This window comes from Streptomyces sp. NBC_01198, from assembly GCF_036010485.1.
Taxonomy (GTDB): Bacteria; Actinomycetota; Actinomycetes; order Streptomycetales; family Streptomycetaceae; genus Actinacidiphila.
In genome coordinates this window covers 3,154,447-3,169,535 of record NZ_CP108568.1, presented here as the reverse complement: position 1 = coordinate 3,169,535, position 15,089 = coordinate 3,154,447, and the positions used below count along the sequence as shown (strand labels likewise).

The 15,089-nt window shown below is 67.8% G+C and carries 25 protein-coding genes; 23 read left to right on the top strand and 2 right to left on the bottom strand.

Annotation, left to right across the window (positions count from 1 at the left end; genetic code table 11):
* Window positions 1-293 precede the first annotated feature (293 nt).
* The 6 genes from OG702_RS14080 (at window position 294) to tgmC (ending at window position 5,340) form a co-directional block, all read left to right on the top strand.
* Window positions 294-1,166 carry a helix-turn-helix domain-containing protein gene (locus tag OG702_RS14080; RefSeq protein WP_327289219.1) on the top strand — a complete coding sequence of 291 codons (873 nt, stop codon included), beginning with the start codon at window positions 294-296 and terminating at the stop codon, window positions 1,164-1,166.
* The gene (locus OG702_RS14075) at window positions 1,163-1,420 is read left to right on the top strand and encodes a DUF397 domain-containing protein (RefSeq protein ID WP_327289218.1); all 258 of its coding nucleotides are present in this window, start codon (window positions 1,163-1,165) and stop codon (window positions 1,418-1,420) included. Before OG702_RS14080 ends, OG702_RS14075 begins: the two co-directional genes overlap by 4 nt.
* Window positions 1,421-1,527: 107 nt before the next feature.
* A complete protein-coding gene (locus tag OG702_RS14070; protein WP_327289217.1) occupies window positions 1,528-2,766 on the top strand; it encodes a helix-turn-helix domain-containing protein in 1,239 nt (412 codons plus the stop codon).
* A gap of 155 nt (window positions 2,767-2,921) precedes the next feature.
* Entirely contained in the window at window positions 2,922-3,170 is a 249-nt protein-coding gene (gene tgmA / locus OG702_RS14065; protein WP_327289216.1) for a putative ATP-grasp-modified RiPP, read from the top strand.
* Window positions 3,171-3,175: 5 nt separating this feature from the next.
* Entirely contained in the window at window positions 3,176-4,132 is a 957-nt protein-coding gene (gene tgmB / locus OG702_RS14060) for an ATP-grasp ribosomal peptide maturase (RefSeq protein ID WP_327293224.1), read from the top strand.
* A complete protein-coding gene (tgmC, locus tag OG702_RS14055) occupies window positions 4,129-5,340 on the top strand; it encodes an ATP-grasp peptide maturase system methyltransferase (protein ID WP_327289215.1) in 1,212 nt (403 codons plus the stop codon). Before tgmB ends, tgmC begins: the two co-directional genes overlap by 4 nt.
* A 38-nt stretch (window positions 5,341-5,378) precedes the next feature.
* Here tgmC and OG702_RS14050 read toward each other — a convergent pair whose 3' ends face one another.
* Window positions 5,379-5,954, bottom strand: coding sequence for a Uma2 family endonuclease (locus tag OG702_RS14050; protein WP_327289214.1), 576 nt, complete (start codon window positions 5,952-5,954; stop codon window positions 5,379-5,381).
* Window positions 5,955-6,039: 85 nt separating this feature from the next.
* Window positions 6,040-6,513, bottom strand: a complete 474-nt coding sequence (locus OG702_RS14045; protein WP_327289213.1) for a carboxymuconolactone decarboxylase family protein — start codon at window positions 6,511-6,513, stop codon at window positions 6,040-6,042.
* Window positions 6,514-7,031: 518 nt separating this feature from the next.
* On the opposite strand from OG702_RS14045, the gene rpsJ reads away from it, so the two are divergent.
* From rpsJ to rplF, 17 genes are all read left to right on the top strand, one after another.
* Window positions 7,032-7,340 carry a 30S ribosomal protein S10 gene (rpsJ, locus tag OG702_RS14040; protein ID WP_014144312.1) on the top strand — a complete coding sequence of 103 codons (309 nt, stop codon included), beginning with the start codon at window positions 7,032-7,034 and terminating at the stop codon, window positions 7,338-7,340.
* A 13-nt stretch (window positions 7,341-7,353) separates the two neighbouring features.
* On the top strand, window positions 7,354-7,998 hold the full coding sequence (rplC, locus tag OG702_RS14035) for a 50S ribosomal protein L3 (RefSeq protein WP_327289212.1): 645 nt from the start codon (window positions 7,354-7,356) through the stop codon (window positions 7,996-7,998).
* Between the two features lie 4 nt (window positions 7,999-8,002).
* Window positions 8,003-8,677, top strand: coding sequence for a 50S ribosomal protein L4 (gene rplD, locus OG702_RS14030; RefSeq protein WP_327289211.1), 675 nt, complete (start codon window positions 8,003-8,005; stop codon window positions 8,675-8,677).
* A complete protein-coding gene (gene rplW / locus OG702_RS14025; RefSeq protein ID WP_167986491.1) occupies window positions 8,677-9,003 on the top strand; it encodes a 50S ribosomal protein L23 in 327 nt (108 codons plus the stop codon). Before rplD ends, rplW begins: the two co-directional genes overlap by 1 nt.
* A 46-nt stretch (window positions 9,004-9,049) precedes the next feature.
* Window positions 9,050-9,886 carry a 50S ribosomal protein L2 gene (gene rplB / locus OG702_RS14020; protein ID WP_327289210.1) on the top strand — a complete coding sequence of 279 codons (837 nt, stop codon included), beginning with the start codon at window positions 9,050-9,052 and terminating at the stop codon, window positions 9,884-9,886.
* A 12-nt stretch (window positions 9,887-9,898) separates the two neighbouring features.
* Window positions 9,899-10,180 carry a 30S ribosomal protein S19 gene (gene rpsS / locus OG702_RS14015; protein ID WP_033177798.1) on the top strand — a complete coding sequence of 94 codons (282 nt, stop codon included), beginning with the start codon at window positions 9,899-9,901 and terminating at the stop codon, window positions 10,178-10,180.
* Window positions 10,181-10,225: 45 nt separating this feature from the next.
* A complete protein-coding gene (gene rplV, locus OG702_RS14010) occupies window positions 10,226-10,573 on the top strand; it encodes a 50S ribosomal protein L22 (protein WP_327289209.1) in 348 nt (115 codons plus the stop codon).
* A complete protein-coding gene (gene rpsC / locus OG702_RS14005; RefSeq protein WP_327289208.1) occupies window positions 10,573-11,412 on the top strand; it encodes a 30S ribosomal protein S3 in 840 nt (279 codons plus the stop codon). The genes rplV and rpsC overlap by 1 nt, the downstream gene beginning before the upstream one ends.
* A 5-nt stretch (window positions 11,413-11,417) precedes the next feature.
* Complete coding sequence (gene rplP / locus OG702_RS14000) at window positions 11,418-11,837, top strand: 50S ribosomal protein L16 (RefSeq protein ID WP_033177801.1); 420 nt, start codon at window positions 11,418-11,420, stop codon at window positions 11,835-11,837.
* The gene (rpmC, locus tag OG702_RS13995; RefSeq protein WP_327289207.1) at window positions 11,837-12,070 is read left to right on the top strand and encodes a 50S ribosomal protein L29; all 234 of its coding nucleotides are present in this window, start codon (window positions 11,837-11,839) and stop codon (window positions 12,068-12,070) included. Before rplP ends, rpmC begins: the two co-directional genes overlap by 1 nt.
* On the top strand, window positions 12,070-12,357 hold the full coding sequence (gene rpsQ, locus OG702_RS13990; protein ID WP_188284650.1) for a 30S ribosomal protein S17: 288 nt from the start codon (window positions 12,070-12,072) through the stop codon (window positions 12,355-12,357). The genes rpmC and rpsQ overlap by 1 nt, the downstream gene beginning before the upstream one ends.
* 119 nt (window positions 12,358-12,476) lie before the next feature.
* Window positions 12,477-12,845, top strand: coding sequence for a 50S ribosomal protein L14 (gene rplN, locus OG702_RS13985; protein ID WP_073492414.1), 369 nt, complete (start codon window positions 12,477-12,479; stop codon window positions 12,843-12,845).
* 3 nt (window positions 12,846-12,848) lie between these two features.
* The gene (gene rplX / locus OG702_RS13980) at window positions 12,849-13,172 is read left to right on the top strand and encodes a 50S ribosomal protein L24 (RefSeq protein ID WP_327289206.1); all 324 of its coding nucleotides are present in this window, start codon (window positions 12,849-12,851) and stop codon (window positions 13,170-13,172) included.
* Entirely contained in the window at window positions 13,172-13,732 is a 561-nt protein-coding gene (rplE, locus tag OG702_RS13975; RefSeq protein ID WP_251485174.1) for a 50S ribosomal protein L5, read from the top strand. Before rplX ends, rplE begins: the two co-directional genes overlap by 1 nt.
* 2 nt (window positions 13,733-13,734) lie before the next feature.
* Window positions 13,735-13,920 (top strand): type Z 30S ribosomal protein S14, encoded by a 186-nt coding sequence (locus OG702_RS13970; RefSeq protein WP_073492416.1) that lies wholly within the window; start codon window positions 13,735-13,737, stop codon window positions 13,918-13,920.
* A 208-nt stretch (window positions 13,921-14,128) separates the two neighbouring features.
* The gene (gene rpsH, locus OG702_RS13965) at window positions 14,129-14,527 is read left to right on the top strand and encodes a 30S ribosomal protein S8 (protein ID WP_327293223.1); all 399 of its coding nucleotides are present in this window, start codon (window positions 14,129-14,131) and stop codon (window positions 14,525-14,527) included.
* Window positions 14,528-14,548: 21 nt separating this feature from the next.
* Window positions 14,549-15,088: a 50S ribosomal protein L6 gene (gene rplF, locus OG702_RS13960; protein WP_327289205.1), complete on the top strand. Its 540-nt coding sequence runs from the start codon at window positions 14,549-14,551 to the stop codon at window positions 15,086-15,088.
* Window position 15,089: the final 1 nt, after the last annotated feature.

Below are 15,089 nucleotides of genomic sequence, written 5' to 3'. Positions count from 1 at the left end.
GTATGCCGCCGGTCTGGTCCGCTGTCCAGCCCGTTCGAACCGGATCACCCGTTCGGACTAACGGCCGCCGCATCGCCCCTGGTTGGGGGTTCTTTCCCCCGGTTTCTTTAAAAGCACCTACAGGCCGCGTGCCCCACCGGAGCCCGGCCCCACCGGGTCGTGGAACTCCACGTTCCGGCGCATCGGGGGCCGGGTAATCCTGAACGGGTGACATTCCGTCACTTCCCCTGACATGCGTAGACGTACGCGTCTACGGTGCGTAGTACGCACCGAACTCACATGCGGGGGCCCCGATGGCGATAGACGAAGGCAGGACGTACACGACCGACGGCGCGGACGGGCCGGACTGGGACTCCGGCCTGGAGGACGACTCCACCGGCGTCATGAAAACGGTCGGCCGCCAGATCAAGGCGTGGCGCGAAGCCGCGAGCCTCACCCAGGCGGAACTCGGCGCCGCCATCGGCTACGGCGAGGAGATGGTCTCCAAGGTCGAGCGCGGCGCCCGCGTCCCCAAACCGGCCTTCCTCGACAACGCGGACCGCGTCCTGGACGCGGGCGGCATCCTCGCGGCGATGAAACCGGACGTTGCGGAGGCCCGCTACCCGAAGAAGGTCCGCGACCTCGCCAAGCTGGAGGCTGACGCCGTCGAGTTGGGGGCGTACGGCAACACCGTCGTGCACGGCCTGCTCCAGACCGAGGAATACGCCGCCGCCAACTTCTACCAGCGCCAGCCGGCGTATTCGGAGGATGAGATCGACCGCCTGGTCTCGGCGCGGATGGCCCGGCAGGCGATCTTCGACCGGCGGCCCGCGCCGCTCCTGACATTCGTCCAGGAAGAGGCGGTCCTTCGCCGGCCGGTCGGAGGCAAGATGGTTCTGCGACGGCAGCTGGAACGCTTGCTGGACCTCGGAAAGTTGCGGCACGTGGAGATCCAGGTGATGCCCACCGATACCGAGGAGCATGCCGGGTTGGGAGGCTCCCTCCAGGTGCTGAAGCTCAATGAGGGCATGGCAGTTGGTCACAACGAAGTCCAGCTCACCAGTCGTCTGGTCTCCGATCCGAAGGAGGTCCAGGTTCTGGAGATGCGGTATGGCATGATCCGAGCGCAGGCCCTCACGCCACGCCAGTCGCTGGCCTTCATCGAGAAACTGCGGGGAGAGATATGACCCTCAAGCCCTCTGCCAGAGCCGCTGACGCACAGGTCTGGACGAAGAGCAGCCACAGCAGCCCTAACTGCGTCGAGGTCGCCTGGGTCAAGAGCAGTTACAGCACGAACGACGGCCCGGAGTGCATCGAGGTCGCCGCCGCCACCGGCGCGATACTCGTCCGGGACTCCAAGGACCCGCAGGGCCCCCGGTTCGCCTTCACCCCGGAGGCCTGGGCCTCCTTCCTCGCGTACGCCGCATCCCACGACGTCTGAGCGGCGGCACCGTCCCCGGCCGTGTACCGCCACGGTGGTTCCCGGCTCGAAACAGCCAGATCGCGGGTAGCGTCCACGTACGCGGTATCCGACCCAGGGAGCCACCCGTGGCCACCGAACCGACGATCGGCGAGAACCTTGCCCGTTTGCGTAGCCAGACGGGTCTGACCCAGCGCGAGTTGAGTGTGAAGTCCGGGGTCGGTCTTCCGACGATCCGAGGTCTGGAGCGGGGTGCGCGGACCACCGCACTGATGGCGACGATCTCCAAGCTGGCGAGCGCACTTGACGTGAAGCCGTCCGTGCTGCTCGGCGCACGTCAGACCCTGCACCAGGACGATGGCAGTAGGGACGAGAGCATCACGAGGTTGCGGCGGGCGATCCACCCGCTCGACGGCTTGGCTGGTGTGTCGGTCCAGGCTGACACTGGGGAGGTTCCTTCAGTCGAAGATCTGCACCGCTCGGTCGAGCAGGCGTGGCGGACCTATCACCGTGGTGAGTTCTCCGAACTGATCGCCGGGTTGCCGGCACTGTTGGTCGGCGCCCGAGTGGCCGCCGGTGAATTGCGGGGCGGCCCGCGTAGAGCGGCGCACGCGGCTCTCAGCCGGGCCTACCAGGCTGCCGCACAGGCAGCCGGTCACCTAGGCCAGGACGACCTTGCCCGCTCGGCCGTAGAACGCTCGATGCCCGCTGCGGACACCGCCGATGACGGACTGCTGGTGGCAAGCGGCTGCAACGCACTCGCATGGGTGCTGTTGCGCCAGAACGAGAGCGAGCTCGCCGGCCAGATCGCGTCAGCCGCTGCTGACCGGCTCAATCCCCGCTTCTCCCGTGGCCAGTACCGGGAGGTTCGGATGTGGGGGAGGCTCCGGCTGACCGGCGTCACTGCGGCCTCCCGGCAGGAGGACTTTCCCACGGCCGAAGAATTGCTCGCCGACGCGCGGCGCTGCACCACTGTCGTGGATGTCGACGCCATGGACTACGTCAACGGCGGGCACCAGTCCGCATTCGGGCCGTCACGGGTGACGATGATCGCGGTCGAGGTGGCGATGGCGCGACAAGAGCCCGCTGTCGCGCTGCGGCTCGCTCGGAGTGTCTCCCCGACGCCCCGGATCCCGCCGATGACGCGCGGTCGGCATCTGCTGGATGTCGCCCAGGCCCAGACCTGGCTGGGCCAGTACAGCGAGGCCGTGCAGACCCTCACCCGTGTCCATGGCATGGCGCCGGAATGGATCCGATACCAGGTTCTCGCGCGCGAAGTCGTACGCCAGGTGCAGGAGAACAGGGGCCGTCGGCGGCTGGACGGCCTGGTGCCTCTCGCCAAGCACTTGAACCTCGTCACGGTCTAGGGATCACGCGAGGTGATGCGCCACGCGTCACCTCGCGCGGAGTGATCTCCAGGATGCTGAGAGCGGCGTTCCCTGACGGCCCGTCACGCGGTTTGCTCGAAAGTGCAGCGGTGCTGTAGCGCAGACCGATCGACGACCGACTTGGGAGGAATCCGATGCAGGAGACCGCACGCCGTCCGTGGGGCGTCAACCGCATGCGACCGTACCCGACGACGGACGCTCAGCCGTTCGTCAGCGTCACCATCGACCCCGCAAATCAGACCGGAGTGTTCCGCGACAGTGACGGGCTGGTGGTGGAGATGGGTAAGCACGGCACCAGCAAAGGCACCGAGACCAGCCCTCAGAGCACCAATCTGGACAGTCGGAACGATTCCGACCACGACCAGGACAGCACCCAGGACTGATGGCCATGACAGAGGCGGGCCCCGTGGCGGTGGCCACCGAGGCGGACGACCAGACCGCGGACATGGTGATCACCGAACTCAACCGTCGAGGCGTGCCCGTGGTCAGGTTCAACCCGGCGGATTTCGGCGCGGACCTCGGCCTCTCGGCCCATTTCGGCACCCGCCCCGCTCCCGTGGCCGGGCAGCTCGTTACGCCGTCGAGGACCGCGGGCTTGGCGCGCATCCGCTCGCTCTACTGGCGGCGCCCCACCTGGCCTGCCTTCGAAGGCCTGGAAGAGGCGGACGCCCGATTCGCAGCCGCCCAGGTACGGCACGGGCTCGGAGGGGTGCTGTACGCGCTGCCGGGTTGCCGTTACGTCAACCATCCGCTGCGGAATTTCGCGGCCGAGCACAAGCCGTTACAGCTCGCCGTGGCCCAGGGCTTCGGACTCAGCGTTCCGGCCACCCTGGTGTCCAACGACCGCGATGACGTGAGGGCGTTCATCACCGCCCACCGGGACGTCGTGCACAAGGTGCTCCGCTGGACGCCGTATCGGCAGGGCGGCGTCGGGCTCACCACGTGGACCGAGGCGGTCACGGCCGACGAACTCGATGAGTCGGTCGAGGTGGTGCCGCATCTGTTCCAGGCCCGCGTGGACAAGGTGGCCGACGTGCGGGTGGTGGTCGTGGGCCGCCACGTTTTCGCGGTGCGTATCGACTCAGGACTGCTCGACTGGCGCCGGGACTACAGCGCGCTCACTTACAGCGTCATCGACCTGCCCGGGCGACTGGAAAAGGCGCTGATCGCGTACCTGGAGCACTTCGGCCTTGTCTCGGGCAGCTTTGATCTCGCGGTTGACCGTGCCGGGGAATTCCATTGGCTGGAACTGAATCCGAACGGCCAGTGGGGTTGGTTGGAGGACGAGACGCAACTGCCGCTTACTGAAGCCTTCGCCGACCTTCTCGAAGAAGGAGCGTCATGACCATCCGCGACAGTGCCTCTGAGCGCAGGGCGCTTGCCGACCGTCTGGCCGCGAGCGGGGAACTGACCAGTCGGTCGTGGCGGGCGGCGGTCGAGGCGGTGCCGCGGGAATTGTTCGTGCAGCCGGGTGTGTTCCTGCCCACCGGCGACGGTCGGTGGCGGCCGGTCACGGCGCGTGCGGTCGGCCCGAGCGAATGGGCGCAGATCGTGTACAGCGACCAGTCGCTCGTCACCCAGCTCGACGGCCATCTGACGGCTGACCGGACCACGGGGCCGGTCGCGGGATTCCCGACGTCCTCTTCGACCCTCCCGGCCACGGTTGTCGGAATGGCCGAGGTGCTGGGCGTGGAGGATGGCCAGTCTGTGCTGGAGATCGGCACCGGGACGGGGTATTCCACCGCGCTGATGTGCCACCGTCTCGGCGAGGACAGCGTCACCAGCGTGGAGGTCGACCCCGAGGTGGCGGCGCGGGCAGACGCCGCGCTGGAGGCGGCAGGGTACTCGACCTGGACAGTCGTCGGGGACGGCCTGCTCGGGCACCCCCGCCGGGCGCCGTACGACAAGGTGATCGCCACCCTCGCCGTGCGCCGTATTCCATACGCCTGGGTCCGCCAGACCAGACCCGGCGGGACGATTCTTGCCACCGTCGGCTCCTGGTCGTACGGCACCGGGCTGGCCAAGGTCACCGTGCGGGACGACGGGACCGCCGAGGGCGGCATCGTAGGCCGCTCCTCCTTCATGCCGGCCCGTTCCCAGGCCGCGCTCCCGATTGCCGGCGACCTGTCCGCACGCACCGCCTACGCGGACACCGAACGTCGAACGCTCCTCGGGCCGCACCTCCTGGACGAGTGGATGCCGGCCTTCCTCGCTCAGCTGGCGGCCCCCGGGGCCCAGTTGCTCCACGCGATGGCGGACGGCAACCGGACGACGTACCTCTTCGACCCGGGAAGGGAGTCCTTCGCGGAGATCCGCGACGACGGCACGGGCTGGACGGTCTGCCAGGGCGGCCCGGTAGCCCTCTGGGACGCCGTCGAAGGGTCACTCGCCGCCTGGCAGGACGCCGGACGCCCGGACATCACCACGGTCCGCCTGCGGATCACGGACCGCTCGCACATCTACTGGATGGGAGGCCAGGCGATCGCCTCCGGCCCGCGCGCGGACCCGGCAGGCGAGACATCCGCCCTCCGGTGGGAACACCGCATCGCCTGATCGGGGCCCTGCACCCTCCACACCGCCCCGGGACGGGATCAGCGGGCGAGGTCCGCGGGGGCGAGGTCGAGGGGGAAGGGGACGGTGGTGGCCAGGCGGGCGCGGTGGACGCCGGTCGCCACGTAGGCGCGGGCGGTGTCGTCCAGCCCGTACGTGTGGATGACCGGCAGGCCCTGCTCGTCCTCGATCCGCCACAGGTGGCGGATGCCGGCCTCGGCGTAGAGGCCGGGCTTGTAGCGGCGGTCCCGGTCCTGGGACTCGGCCGACACGACCTCGACCACCAGTGCCACATCCCCGGGCAGGAAGCTGGTCCGCTCGGGGGTGTAGGGCACCGACGCCGCGATGACGTCCGGCTCCGGACGGCTGCGGCGGTTGAGCATGACCGTCATCTGCGCCTCCACGGTCCACCCGAGGGGTGCGACGGCTTCCAGCGCTGCGGTCAGGCGGCGTATCACCCGGCCGTGCCGGCTTGGCTGTGGGGACGTGGGGAAGACCAGCGCTCCGTCGAGCAGCTCGGTGTGGCGCGGGGCGTGCGGGGGAAGCTGGTCGAGGCCGGCTGACTCCCAGCCGGTGGCGCGGGGCGGGTGCGTCCACCGTGGCAGGGCACTGCTCATCGCAACGGTCTCCTCGACGTCGGGTGGTGGAGTGGTGGGCCGCACCGCACCGGGCCCCCGGCGCCGGGGGCCCCGGGGGGCCGGGTCAGTCGAACATGCCCGGGTGGTAGGCGCCCGCAGGCTGCTGGATCATCACGTTCAGGCGGTTGAAGGCGTTGATCACCGCGATCATGCCGACCAGCGCCGCGAGCTCGTGCTCGTCGTAGTGCTTCGCCGCGTTCTCCCACGCCTCCGGCGTGACGCCGCCGGACGTGTCGGCGATGCGGGTGCCCTGTTCGGCGAGCTCCAGCGCGGCGCGCTCGGCGTCGGTGAAGACGGTGGCCTCGCGCCAGGCGGCGACCATGTGCAGGCGCTCCGGGGTCTCGCCGGCCGCCGTGGCGTCCTTGACGTGCATGTCGAGGCAGAAGCCGCAGCCGTTGATCTGGCTGGCGCGGATCCGGACCAGTTCCTGGGTGGCGGCCGGGACGGTGGAGTCCTTCAGGCCGTGGCCCGCGGCACTGATGTGCTTGAGGGACTTGGCGACGGCGGGGGTGTCGAGGAGGTTCAGGCGAGCGCTCATGGCGGTGTCCTTCCGTCGTGCGGTGGTGACACCTCTATGACCGCCGGGCCCGGCCGGATGTGACGTTAATGGGCGGATGTACCCCTTTCGAGTGCATCTCGCCGCGCTGGTGGCGCCGGCACAGGGCCGAACGCCGCCCGCGTTTGCGGCCCTGGGGGGGAGGGGTAAGCTACCCGGCTCGATTGGCGTCGGGCGCCGCCCGTATGGCAGACTACCCAAGTTGCTCGGTCGAGCGCCGATGCTGCGCGCCTCCCGTCGGGAGGACCGGAAGCGAGTCCCACGGTACTCGTCGCCCTAACTGCCCTCACGGGCAGCGCTGGGGCGGACGTACGGGAATCTTCCGGGAAGCGTCAGTGCGGTTCCGGCCAGGCATCCGGTGGGTGATATCTCCCACGCAACCCCCTGGTCAGGGAATTCCGCATGCGGAAAATCATGGCGAGGGGCGCGACACGCCCGACCGCGTGGGTCGGAGCAAGCGGATGCCGGAGCTGAATAGAGACAAGGACTACGGAGTAGCCATGGCGGGACAGAAGATCCGCATCCGGCTCAAGGCCTACGACCACGAAGTCATCGACTCCTCGGCGAAGAAGATCGTCGAGACGGTGACGCGTACTGGTGCGCAGGTCGCGGGCCCGGTGCCGCTGCCCACTGAGAAGAACGTGTACTGCGTCATCAAGTCGCCGCACAAGTACAAGGACTCGCGCGAGCACTTCGAGATGCGCACGCACAAGCGCCTGATCGACATCCTCGACCCGACGCCCAAGACCGTTGACTCGCTGATGCGCCTGGACCTTCCGGCCGGCGTCGACATCGAGATCAAGCTCTGAGAGGCGCGGACAGATGACCAAGCAGATCAAGGGCATCCTGGGCGAGAAGCTCGGCATGACCCAGGTCTGGGACGAGAACAACCGTGTCGTCCCTGTGACCGTGGTCAAGGCCGGCCCGAACGTCGTGACCCAGGTCCGTACGAATGACGCCGACGGCTACGAGTCGGTCCAGATCGCCTTCGGCGAGATCGACCCGCGCAAGGTGAACAAGCCCCTCAAGGGCCACTTCGCCAAGGCCGACGTCACCCCGCGCCGCCACCTGGTGGAGCTGCGTACCGCCGACGCGGCCGAGTACACGCTCGGCCAGGAGATCACCGCTGAGGTGTTCGAGGCCGGTATCAAGGTCGACGTGACCGGCAAGAGCAAGGGCAAGGGCTTCGCCGGTGTCATGAAGCGTCACAACTTCAAGGGCCTCGGCGCCGGCCACGGCGTCCAGCGCAAGCACCGCTCGCCGGGTTCCATCGGCGGCTGCGCCACCCCTGGGCGTGTCTTCAAGGGCATGCGCATGGCGGGCCGTATGGGCAACGAGCGGGTCACCACTCAGAACCTGACCGTCCACGCCGTTGACGCGGAGAAGGGACTGCTGCTCATCAAGGGCGCGATCCCGGGCCCGAACGGCGGCCTCGTCCTGGTCCGCACTGCGGCCAAGGGGGCTTGAGGATATGAGCACCATTGACATCCTGTCGCCCGCGGGCGACACGACCGGGACCGTAGAGCTCCCGGCAGAGATCTTCGACGCCAAGGTCAGCATCCCGCTGATCCACCAGGTCGTCGTCGCGCAGCTGGCCGCGGCCCGTCAGGGCACGCACAAGGTCAAGACGCGTGGCGAGGTCCGCGGTGGTGGCCGCAAGCCGTACCGCCAGAAGGGCACCGGCCGCGCCCGCCAGGGCTCGACCCGCGCGCCGCAGTTCGCCGGCGGTGGCGTCGTGCACGGTCCGACCCCGCGCGACTACTCGCAGCGCACCCCGAAGAAGATGGTCAAGGCCGCCCTGCGCGGTGCCCTGACCGACCGGGCGCGCCACAACCGCATTCACGTCGTCACCGGCGTGATCGAGGGCGAGTCGCCGTCCACCAAGGCCGCCAGGACGCTGCTCGGCAAGATCAGTGAGCGCAAGAACGTGCTCCTGGTCCTCGAGCGGGCCGACGAGGCCGCCTGGCTGTCCGCACGCAACCTGCCCCAGGTGCACGTCCTGGAGGCCGGTCAGCTGAACACGTACGACGTGCTCGTCTCCGACGACGTGGTCTTCACCAAGGCCGCGTTCGACCGCTTCACCGGCGCCGGTGACGAGGACGTCGAAATCGTCGACGCGGCCGAGCTGGAAGGGAGCGACGCCTGATGGCCGAGCAGACCGAGATCACCAGCAAGACCTTCACGGACCCCCGTGACCTGCTGATCAAGCCCGTGGTCTCCGAGAAGAGCTACGCGCTGCTGGACGAGAACAAGTACACGTTCGTCGTCGACCCGCGCGCCAACAAGACCCAGATCAAGCAGGCCGTCGAGACGGTCTTCCAGGTCAAGGTCACCGGGGTCAACACGATCAACCGGCAGGGCAAGCGCAAGCGCACCCGCACCGGTTTCGGCAAGCGGGCCAACACCAAGCGCGCCATCGTGACCCTCGCCGAGGGCGACCGAATCGACATCTTCGGCGGCCCGGTCTCCTAACGGGGACTGGCCGTTCAGAAGTCCGGAATCTTCCGAGGACTGAGAAATGGGTATCCGCAAGTACAAGCCGACGACTCCGGGCCGTCGTGGCTCCAGCGTCGCCGACTTTGTCGAGATCACGCGGTCCACGCCGGAGAAGTCGCTGGTCCGCCCGCTGCACAGCAAGGGCGGCCGTAACAACGCCGGTCGTGTGACCGTTCGCCACCAGGGTGGTGGCCACAAGCGCGCCTACCGTGTCATCGACTTCCGTCGGCACGACAAGGACGGCGTGCCCGCCAAGGTCGCGCACATCGAGTACGACCCCAACCGCACCGCGCGCATCGCGCTGCTGCACTACGCGGACGGCGAGAAGCGCTACATCCTCGCCCCCGCACGGCTGCAGCAGGGCGACCGGATCGAGAACGGCGCCAACGCCGACATCAAGCCGGGCAACAACCTGCCGCTGCGCAACATCCCGGTCGGCACCACGATCCACGCGATCGAGCTGCGGCCCGGTGGCGGCGCGAAGATCTCCCGCTCCGCGGGCGCTTCGGTCCAGCTGCTGGCGAAGGAGGGCACCATGGCCACCCTTCGTATGCCGTCCGGCGAGGTCCGGATGGTCGACGTCCGCTGCCGCGCCACCATCGGCGAGGTCGGCAACGCCGAGCAGTCGAACATCAACTGGGGCAAGGCCGGCCGTATGCGGTGGAAGGGCGTACGCCCGACCGTCCGCGGTGTCGCCATGAACCCGGTGGACCACCCGCACGGTGGTGGTGAGGGCAAGACCTCCGGTGGTCGCCACCCGGTCTCCCCCTGGGGTCAGAAGGAAGGTCGTACTCGCTCGCCGAAGAAGGCATCGAGCAAGTACATCGTCCGCCGCCGCAAGACGAACAAGAAGCGCTAGGAGCGGGTTCAGATGCCGCGCAGTCTCAAGAAGGGGCCCTTCGTCGACGACCACCTGATCAAGAAGGTGGACGTCCAGAACGAAGCAGGCACCAAGAACGTCATCAAGACCTGGTCCCGCCGCTCGATGATCATCCCGGCGATGCTGGGCCACACGATCGCGGTGCACGACGGCCGTAAGCACGTCCCGGTGTTTGTCACTGAGTCGATGGTCGGCCACAAGCTCGGCGAGTTCGCACCGACCCGCACTTTCCGCGGGCACGAGAAGGACGACCGCAAGTCGCGGCGTCGCTGAGCGGGCTGAACCGTGACGACGAAGACAGACACTGAAGGGACGACCATGGAAGCCAGGGCCCAGGCGCGGTACATCCGCGTCACGCCCATGAAGGCCCGCCGTGTGGTGGACCTCATCCGTGGCATGAACGCCACGGAGGCTCAGGCGGTCCTGCGTTTCACCCCGCAGGCCGCGAGCGAGCCGGTCGGCAAGGTGCTCGACAGCGCCATTGCCAACGCCGCGCACAACTACGACCACACGGACGCCGAGTCGCTGTTCATCAGCGAGGCGTACGTGGACGAGGGCCCGACCCTGAAGCGGTTCCGGCCGCGCGCCCAGGGCCGTGCCTACCGGATCCGCAAGCGGACCAGCCACATCACCGTGGTCGTCGCCAGCAAGGAAGGGACCCGGTAATGGGCCAGAAGGTTAACCCTTACGGGTTCCGGCTCGGCATCACCACGGACTTCAAGTCCCGGTGGTACGCCGACAAGCTGTACAAGGACTACGTCAAGGAAGACGTCGCCATCCGCCGGATGATGACGCAGGGCATGGAGCGGGCCGGCATCTCCAAGGTGGAGATCGAGCGCACCCGCGACCGCGTCCGCGTCGACATCCACACCGCCCGGCCGGGCATCGTCATCGGCCGCCGCGGCGCGGAGGCCGACCGTATCCGCGGTGACCTGGAGAAGCTGACCGGCAAGCAGGTCCAGCTGAACATCCTCGAGGTCAAGAACCCGGAGATGGACGCTCAGCTGGTGGCCCAGGCCGTCGCCGAGCAGCTGTCCTCCCGCGTCTCCTTCCGCCGTGCCATGCGCAAGAGCATGCAGGGCACGCTGAAGGCCGGCGCCAAGGGCATCAAGATCCAGTGCGGCGGCCGTCTCGGCGGCGCCGAGATGTCCCGCTCGGAGTTCTACCGCGAGGGCCGGGTCCCGCTGCACACGCTGCGGGCGAACGTGGACTACGGCTTCTTCGAGGCCAAGACCACCTTCGGCCGGATCGGCGTGAAGGTCTGGATCTACAAGGGCAATGTCAAGAACATCGCCGAGGTCCGCGCCGACAACGCGGCCGCCAGGGCGGGCAACCGTCCGGCCCGCGGTGGTGGCAACGAGCGTCCGCAGCGTCGCGGTGGCGAGCGTGGCGGCGAGCGCGGTGGCCGTGGCCGTCGTCCCCAGACGGAAGGAGCGCCGGCCCCCAAGGTCGACGCGCCCGCCGCTGAGGCCCCGGCCGCGGAGACCCCCGGAACGGAAGGCTAAGTACCATGCTGATCCCCCGTAGGGTCAAGCACCGCAAGCAGCACCACCCGACCCGCCGCGGCATGGCCAAGGGCGGCACGGAGCTGGCGTTCGGCGAGTACGGCCTGCAGGCCGTCACCCCCGCGTATGTGACCAACCGGCAGATCGAGTCCGCTCGTATCTCCATCACCCGGCACATCAAGCGTGGCGGCAAGGTCTGGATCAACATCTACCCGGACCGCCCGCTGACGAAGAAGCCGGCCGAGACCCGCATGGGTTCCGGCAAGGGTTCCCCGGAGTGGTGGATCGCGAACGTCAAGCCCGGTCGGGTGATGTTCGAGCTGTCCTTCCCGAACGAGAAGGTTGCCCGCGAGGCGCTCACCCGCGCCGCGCACAAGCTTCCGATGAAGTGCCGCATCGTGCGGCGCGAGGCAGGTGAGTCGTGATGGCGGCCGGTACCAAGGCGACCGAGCTGCGCCAGCTGGGCGACGAGGAACTCGTCGGCAAGCTGCGTGAGGCCAAGGAGGAGCTGTTCAACCTCCGCTTCCAGGCGGCCACGGGACAGCTTGAGAACAACAGCCGGCTCAGGGTCGTCCGCAAGGACATCGCCCGGATCTACACCCTCATGCGTGAGCGCGAGCTGGGCATCGAGACGGTGGAGAGCGTGGAGAGCGCCTGATGAGCGAGAAGAATGTGACTGAGACGACCGACGAGCAGCGCGGCTTCCGCAAGACCCGTGAGGGTCTGGTGGTCAGCGACAAGATGGACAAGACCGTAGTGGTCGCCGTCGAGGACCGCGTCAAGCACGCGCTGTACGGCAAGGTCATCCGCCGCACCAACAAGCTCAAGGCGCACGACGAGCAGAACGCCGCCGGCATCGGCGACCGGGTCCTCCTCATGGAGACCCGGCCGACCTCCGCCACGAAGCGGTGGCGCGTCGTGGAGATCCTCGAGAAGGCCAAGTAAGGCCCAGAAATCCCTGAGCGGGTATCCGCTCAGGACCGTTCCGTCAGGCTCGGCGGCGGGGCCGCACCGCGAGGCAGCGGCCCCCCGCCGGGAACCGACGCGACAAACAGGAGATAGACGTGATCCAGCAGGAGTCGCGACTCCGCATCGCTGACAACACTGGTGCCAAGGAGATCCTTTGCATCCGTGTTCTCGGTGGTTCGGGTCGCCGCTACGCGGGAATCGGTGACGTCATCGTCGCCACCGTCAAGGACGCGATCCCCGGTGGCAACGTGAAGAAGGGCGAGGTCGTCAAGGCGGTCATCGTCCGGACTGTCAAGGAGCGCCGTCGTGCCGACGGCTCGTACATCCGGTTCGACGAGAACGCCGCCGTCATCCTCAAGAACGACGGCGACCCCCGCGGCACCCGTATCTTCGGCCCGGTGGGTCGTGAGCTGCGCGAGAAGAAGTTCATGAAGATCGTCTCGCTCGCGCCGGAGGTGCTGTAACCGATGAAGATCAAGAAGGGCGACCTGGTCCAGGTCATCACCGGTAAGGACAAGGGCAAGCAGGGCAAGGTCATCGTGGCCTTCCCGGCCCAGGACCGTGTCCTCGTCGAGGGTGTCAACCGGGTCAAGAAGCACACCAAGGCCGGCGCGACCGACCGCGGTTCGAAGACCGGCGGCATCATCACCACCGAGGCGCCGATCCACATCAGCAACGTGCAGCTGGTTGTTGAGAAGGACGGCAAGAAGGTCGTGACCCGCGTCGGCTACCGCTTCGACGACGAAGGCAACAAGATCCGCGTTGCCAAGCGGACCGGTGAGGACATCTGATGACTGCCACCACCACTTCACCCCGCCTCAAGGCGCGCTACCGCGAGGAGATCGCGGGAAAGATGCGTGACCAGTTCTCCTACGAGAACGTCATGCAGATCCCCGGTCTCACCAAGATCGTGGTCAACATGGGTGTGGGCGACGCCGCCCGCGACTCCAAGCTGATCGAGGGCGCCATCCGCGACCTCGCCACGATCACCGGCCAGAAGCCGCAGGTCACCAAGGCCCGTAAGTCCATCGCGCAGTTCAAGCTGCGTGAGGGCCAGCCCATCGGTGCCCACGTCACGCTGCGCGGCGACCGCATGTGGGAGTTCCTCGACCGTCTGCTGTCGCTGGCGCTGCCGCGTATCCGCGACTTCCGCGGTCTGTCCCCCAAGCAGTTCGACGGCCGGGGCAACTACACCTTCGGTCTCACGGAGCAGGTCATGTTCCACGAGATCGACCAGGACAAGATCGACCGGGTCCGGGGCATGGACATCACCGTGGTCACCACGGCGACCAACGACGACGAGGGTCGTGCCCTCCTTCGTCACCTCGGCTTCCCGTTCAAGGAGAACTGACCGTGGCGAAGAAGGCTCTGATCGCTAAGGCCGCTCGCAAGCCCAAGTTCGCTGTGCGCGGCTACAACCGCTGCCAGCGCTGTGGCCGGCCGCACTCCGTCTACCGCAAGTTCGGCCTGTGCCGCGTGTGCCTTCGTGAGATGGCCCACCGTGGCGAGCTGCCGGGCGTGACCAAGAGCTCCTGGTAAGTCCCTCCGGGACCACCAGGAACTCTCGGTAAGCAGTTGGACGGCGGGACCCCCGCCTTTCTTCCCGTAAGGTAGAAGGGTTGGGCGCCCGCCGCCCGCATCGACTTACTACGCCGTAGGTCCACCGCACCGCACCCGTCCCCGGTTCGCCCGGGGGAGAGGGATGGAGCACCAGGAAACCCCGGCGAGAGAGGCCCAGGGCCACCTCATGACCATGACCGACCCGATCGCAGACATGCTGACCCGTCTGCGTAACGCGAATTCGGCATACCACGACGACGTCACCATGCCGTTCAGCAAGATCAAGTCGCACATCGCGGAGATCCTCCAGCAGGAGGGTTACATCACCGGCTGGAAGGTCGAGGACGCCGAGGTCGGCAAGAACCTCCTCCTTGAGCTGAAGTTCGGCCCGGAGCGGCAGCGCTCCATCGCCGGGATCAAGCGGATCAGCAAGCCTGGTCTGCGGGTCTACGCGAAGTCCACCAACCTGCCGAAGGTGCTCGGCGGCCTGGGCGTGGCGATCATCTCCACGTCGCACGGCCTGCTCACCGGCCAGCAGGCTCAGAAGAAGGGCGTGGGTGGGGAAGTCCTCGCCTACGTCTGGTAACCGGGAAAGCGAGGTATAGCAATGTCGCGCATCGGCAAGCTGCCCATCTCGGTTCCCGCCGGAGTGGACGTCACCATCGACGGCCGCACGGTCGCGGTGAAGGGCCCCAAGGGCTCGCTCACCCACACCGTCGCCGCGCCGATCGACATCGCAAAGGGCGAGGACGGCACTCTGCTGGTCACCCGCCCCAACGACGAGCGTGTCTCGAAGGCCCTGCACGGCCTGTCCCGCACGCTGGTGGCGAACATGATCACCGGCGTGACCGCGGGCTACAGCAAGCAGCTCGAGATCAGCGGTGTCGGCTACCGCGTCCAGGCGAAGGGCTCCAACCTGGAGTTCGCGCTCGGCTACAGCCACCCGATCCTGGTCGAGGCCCCCGAGGGGATCTCCTTCAAGGTCGAGAACCCGACGAAGTTCTCCGTCGAGGGCATCGACAAGCAGAAGGTCGGCGAGGTCGCCGCCAACATCCGCAAGCTGCGGAAGCCCGACCCGTACAAGGCCAAGGGTGTCAAGTACGCGGGCGAAGTCATCCGCCGCAAGGTCGGAAAGGCGGGTAAGTAGC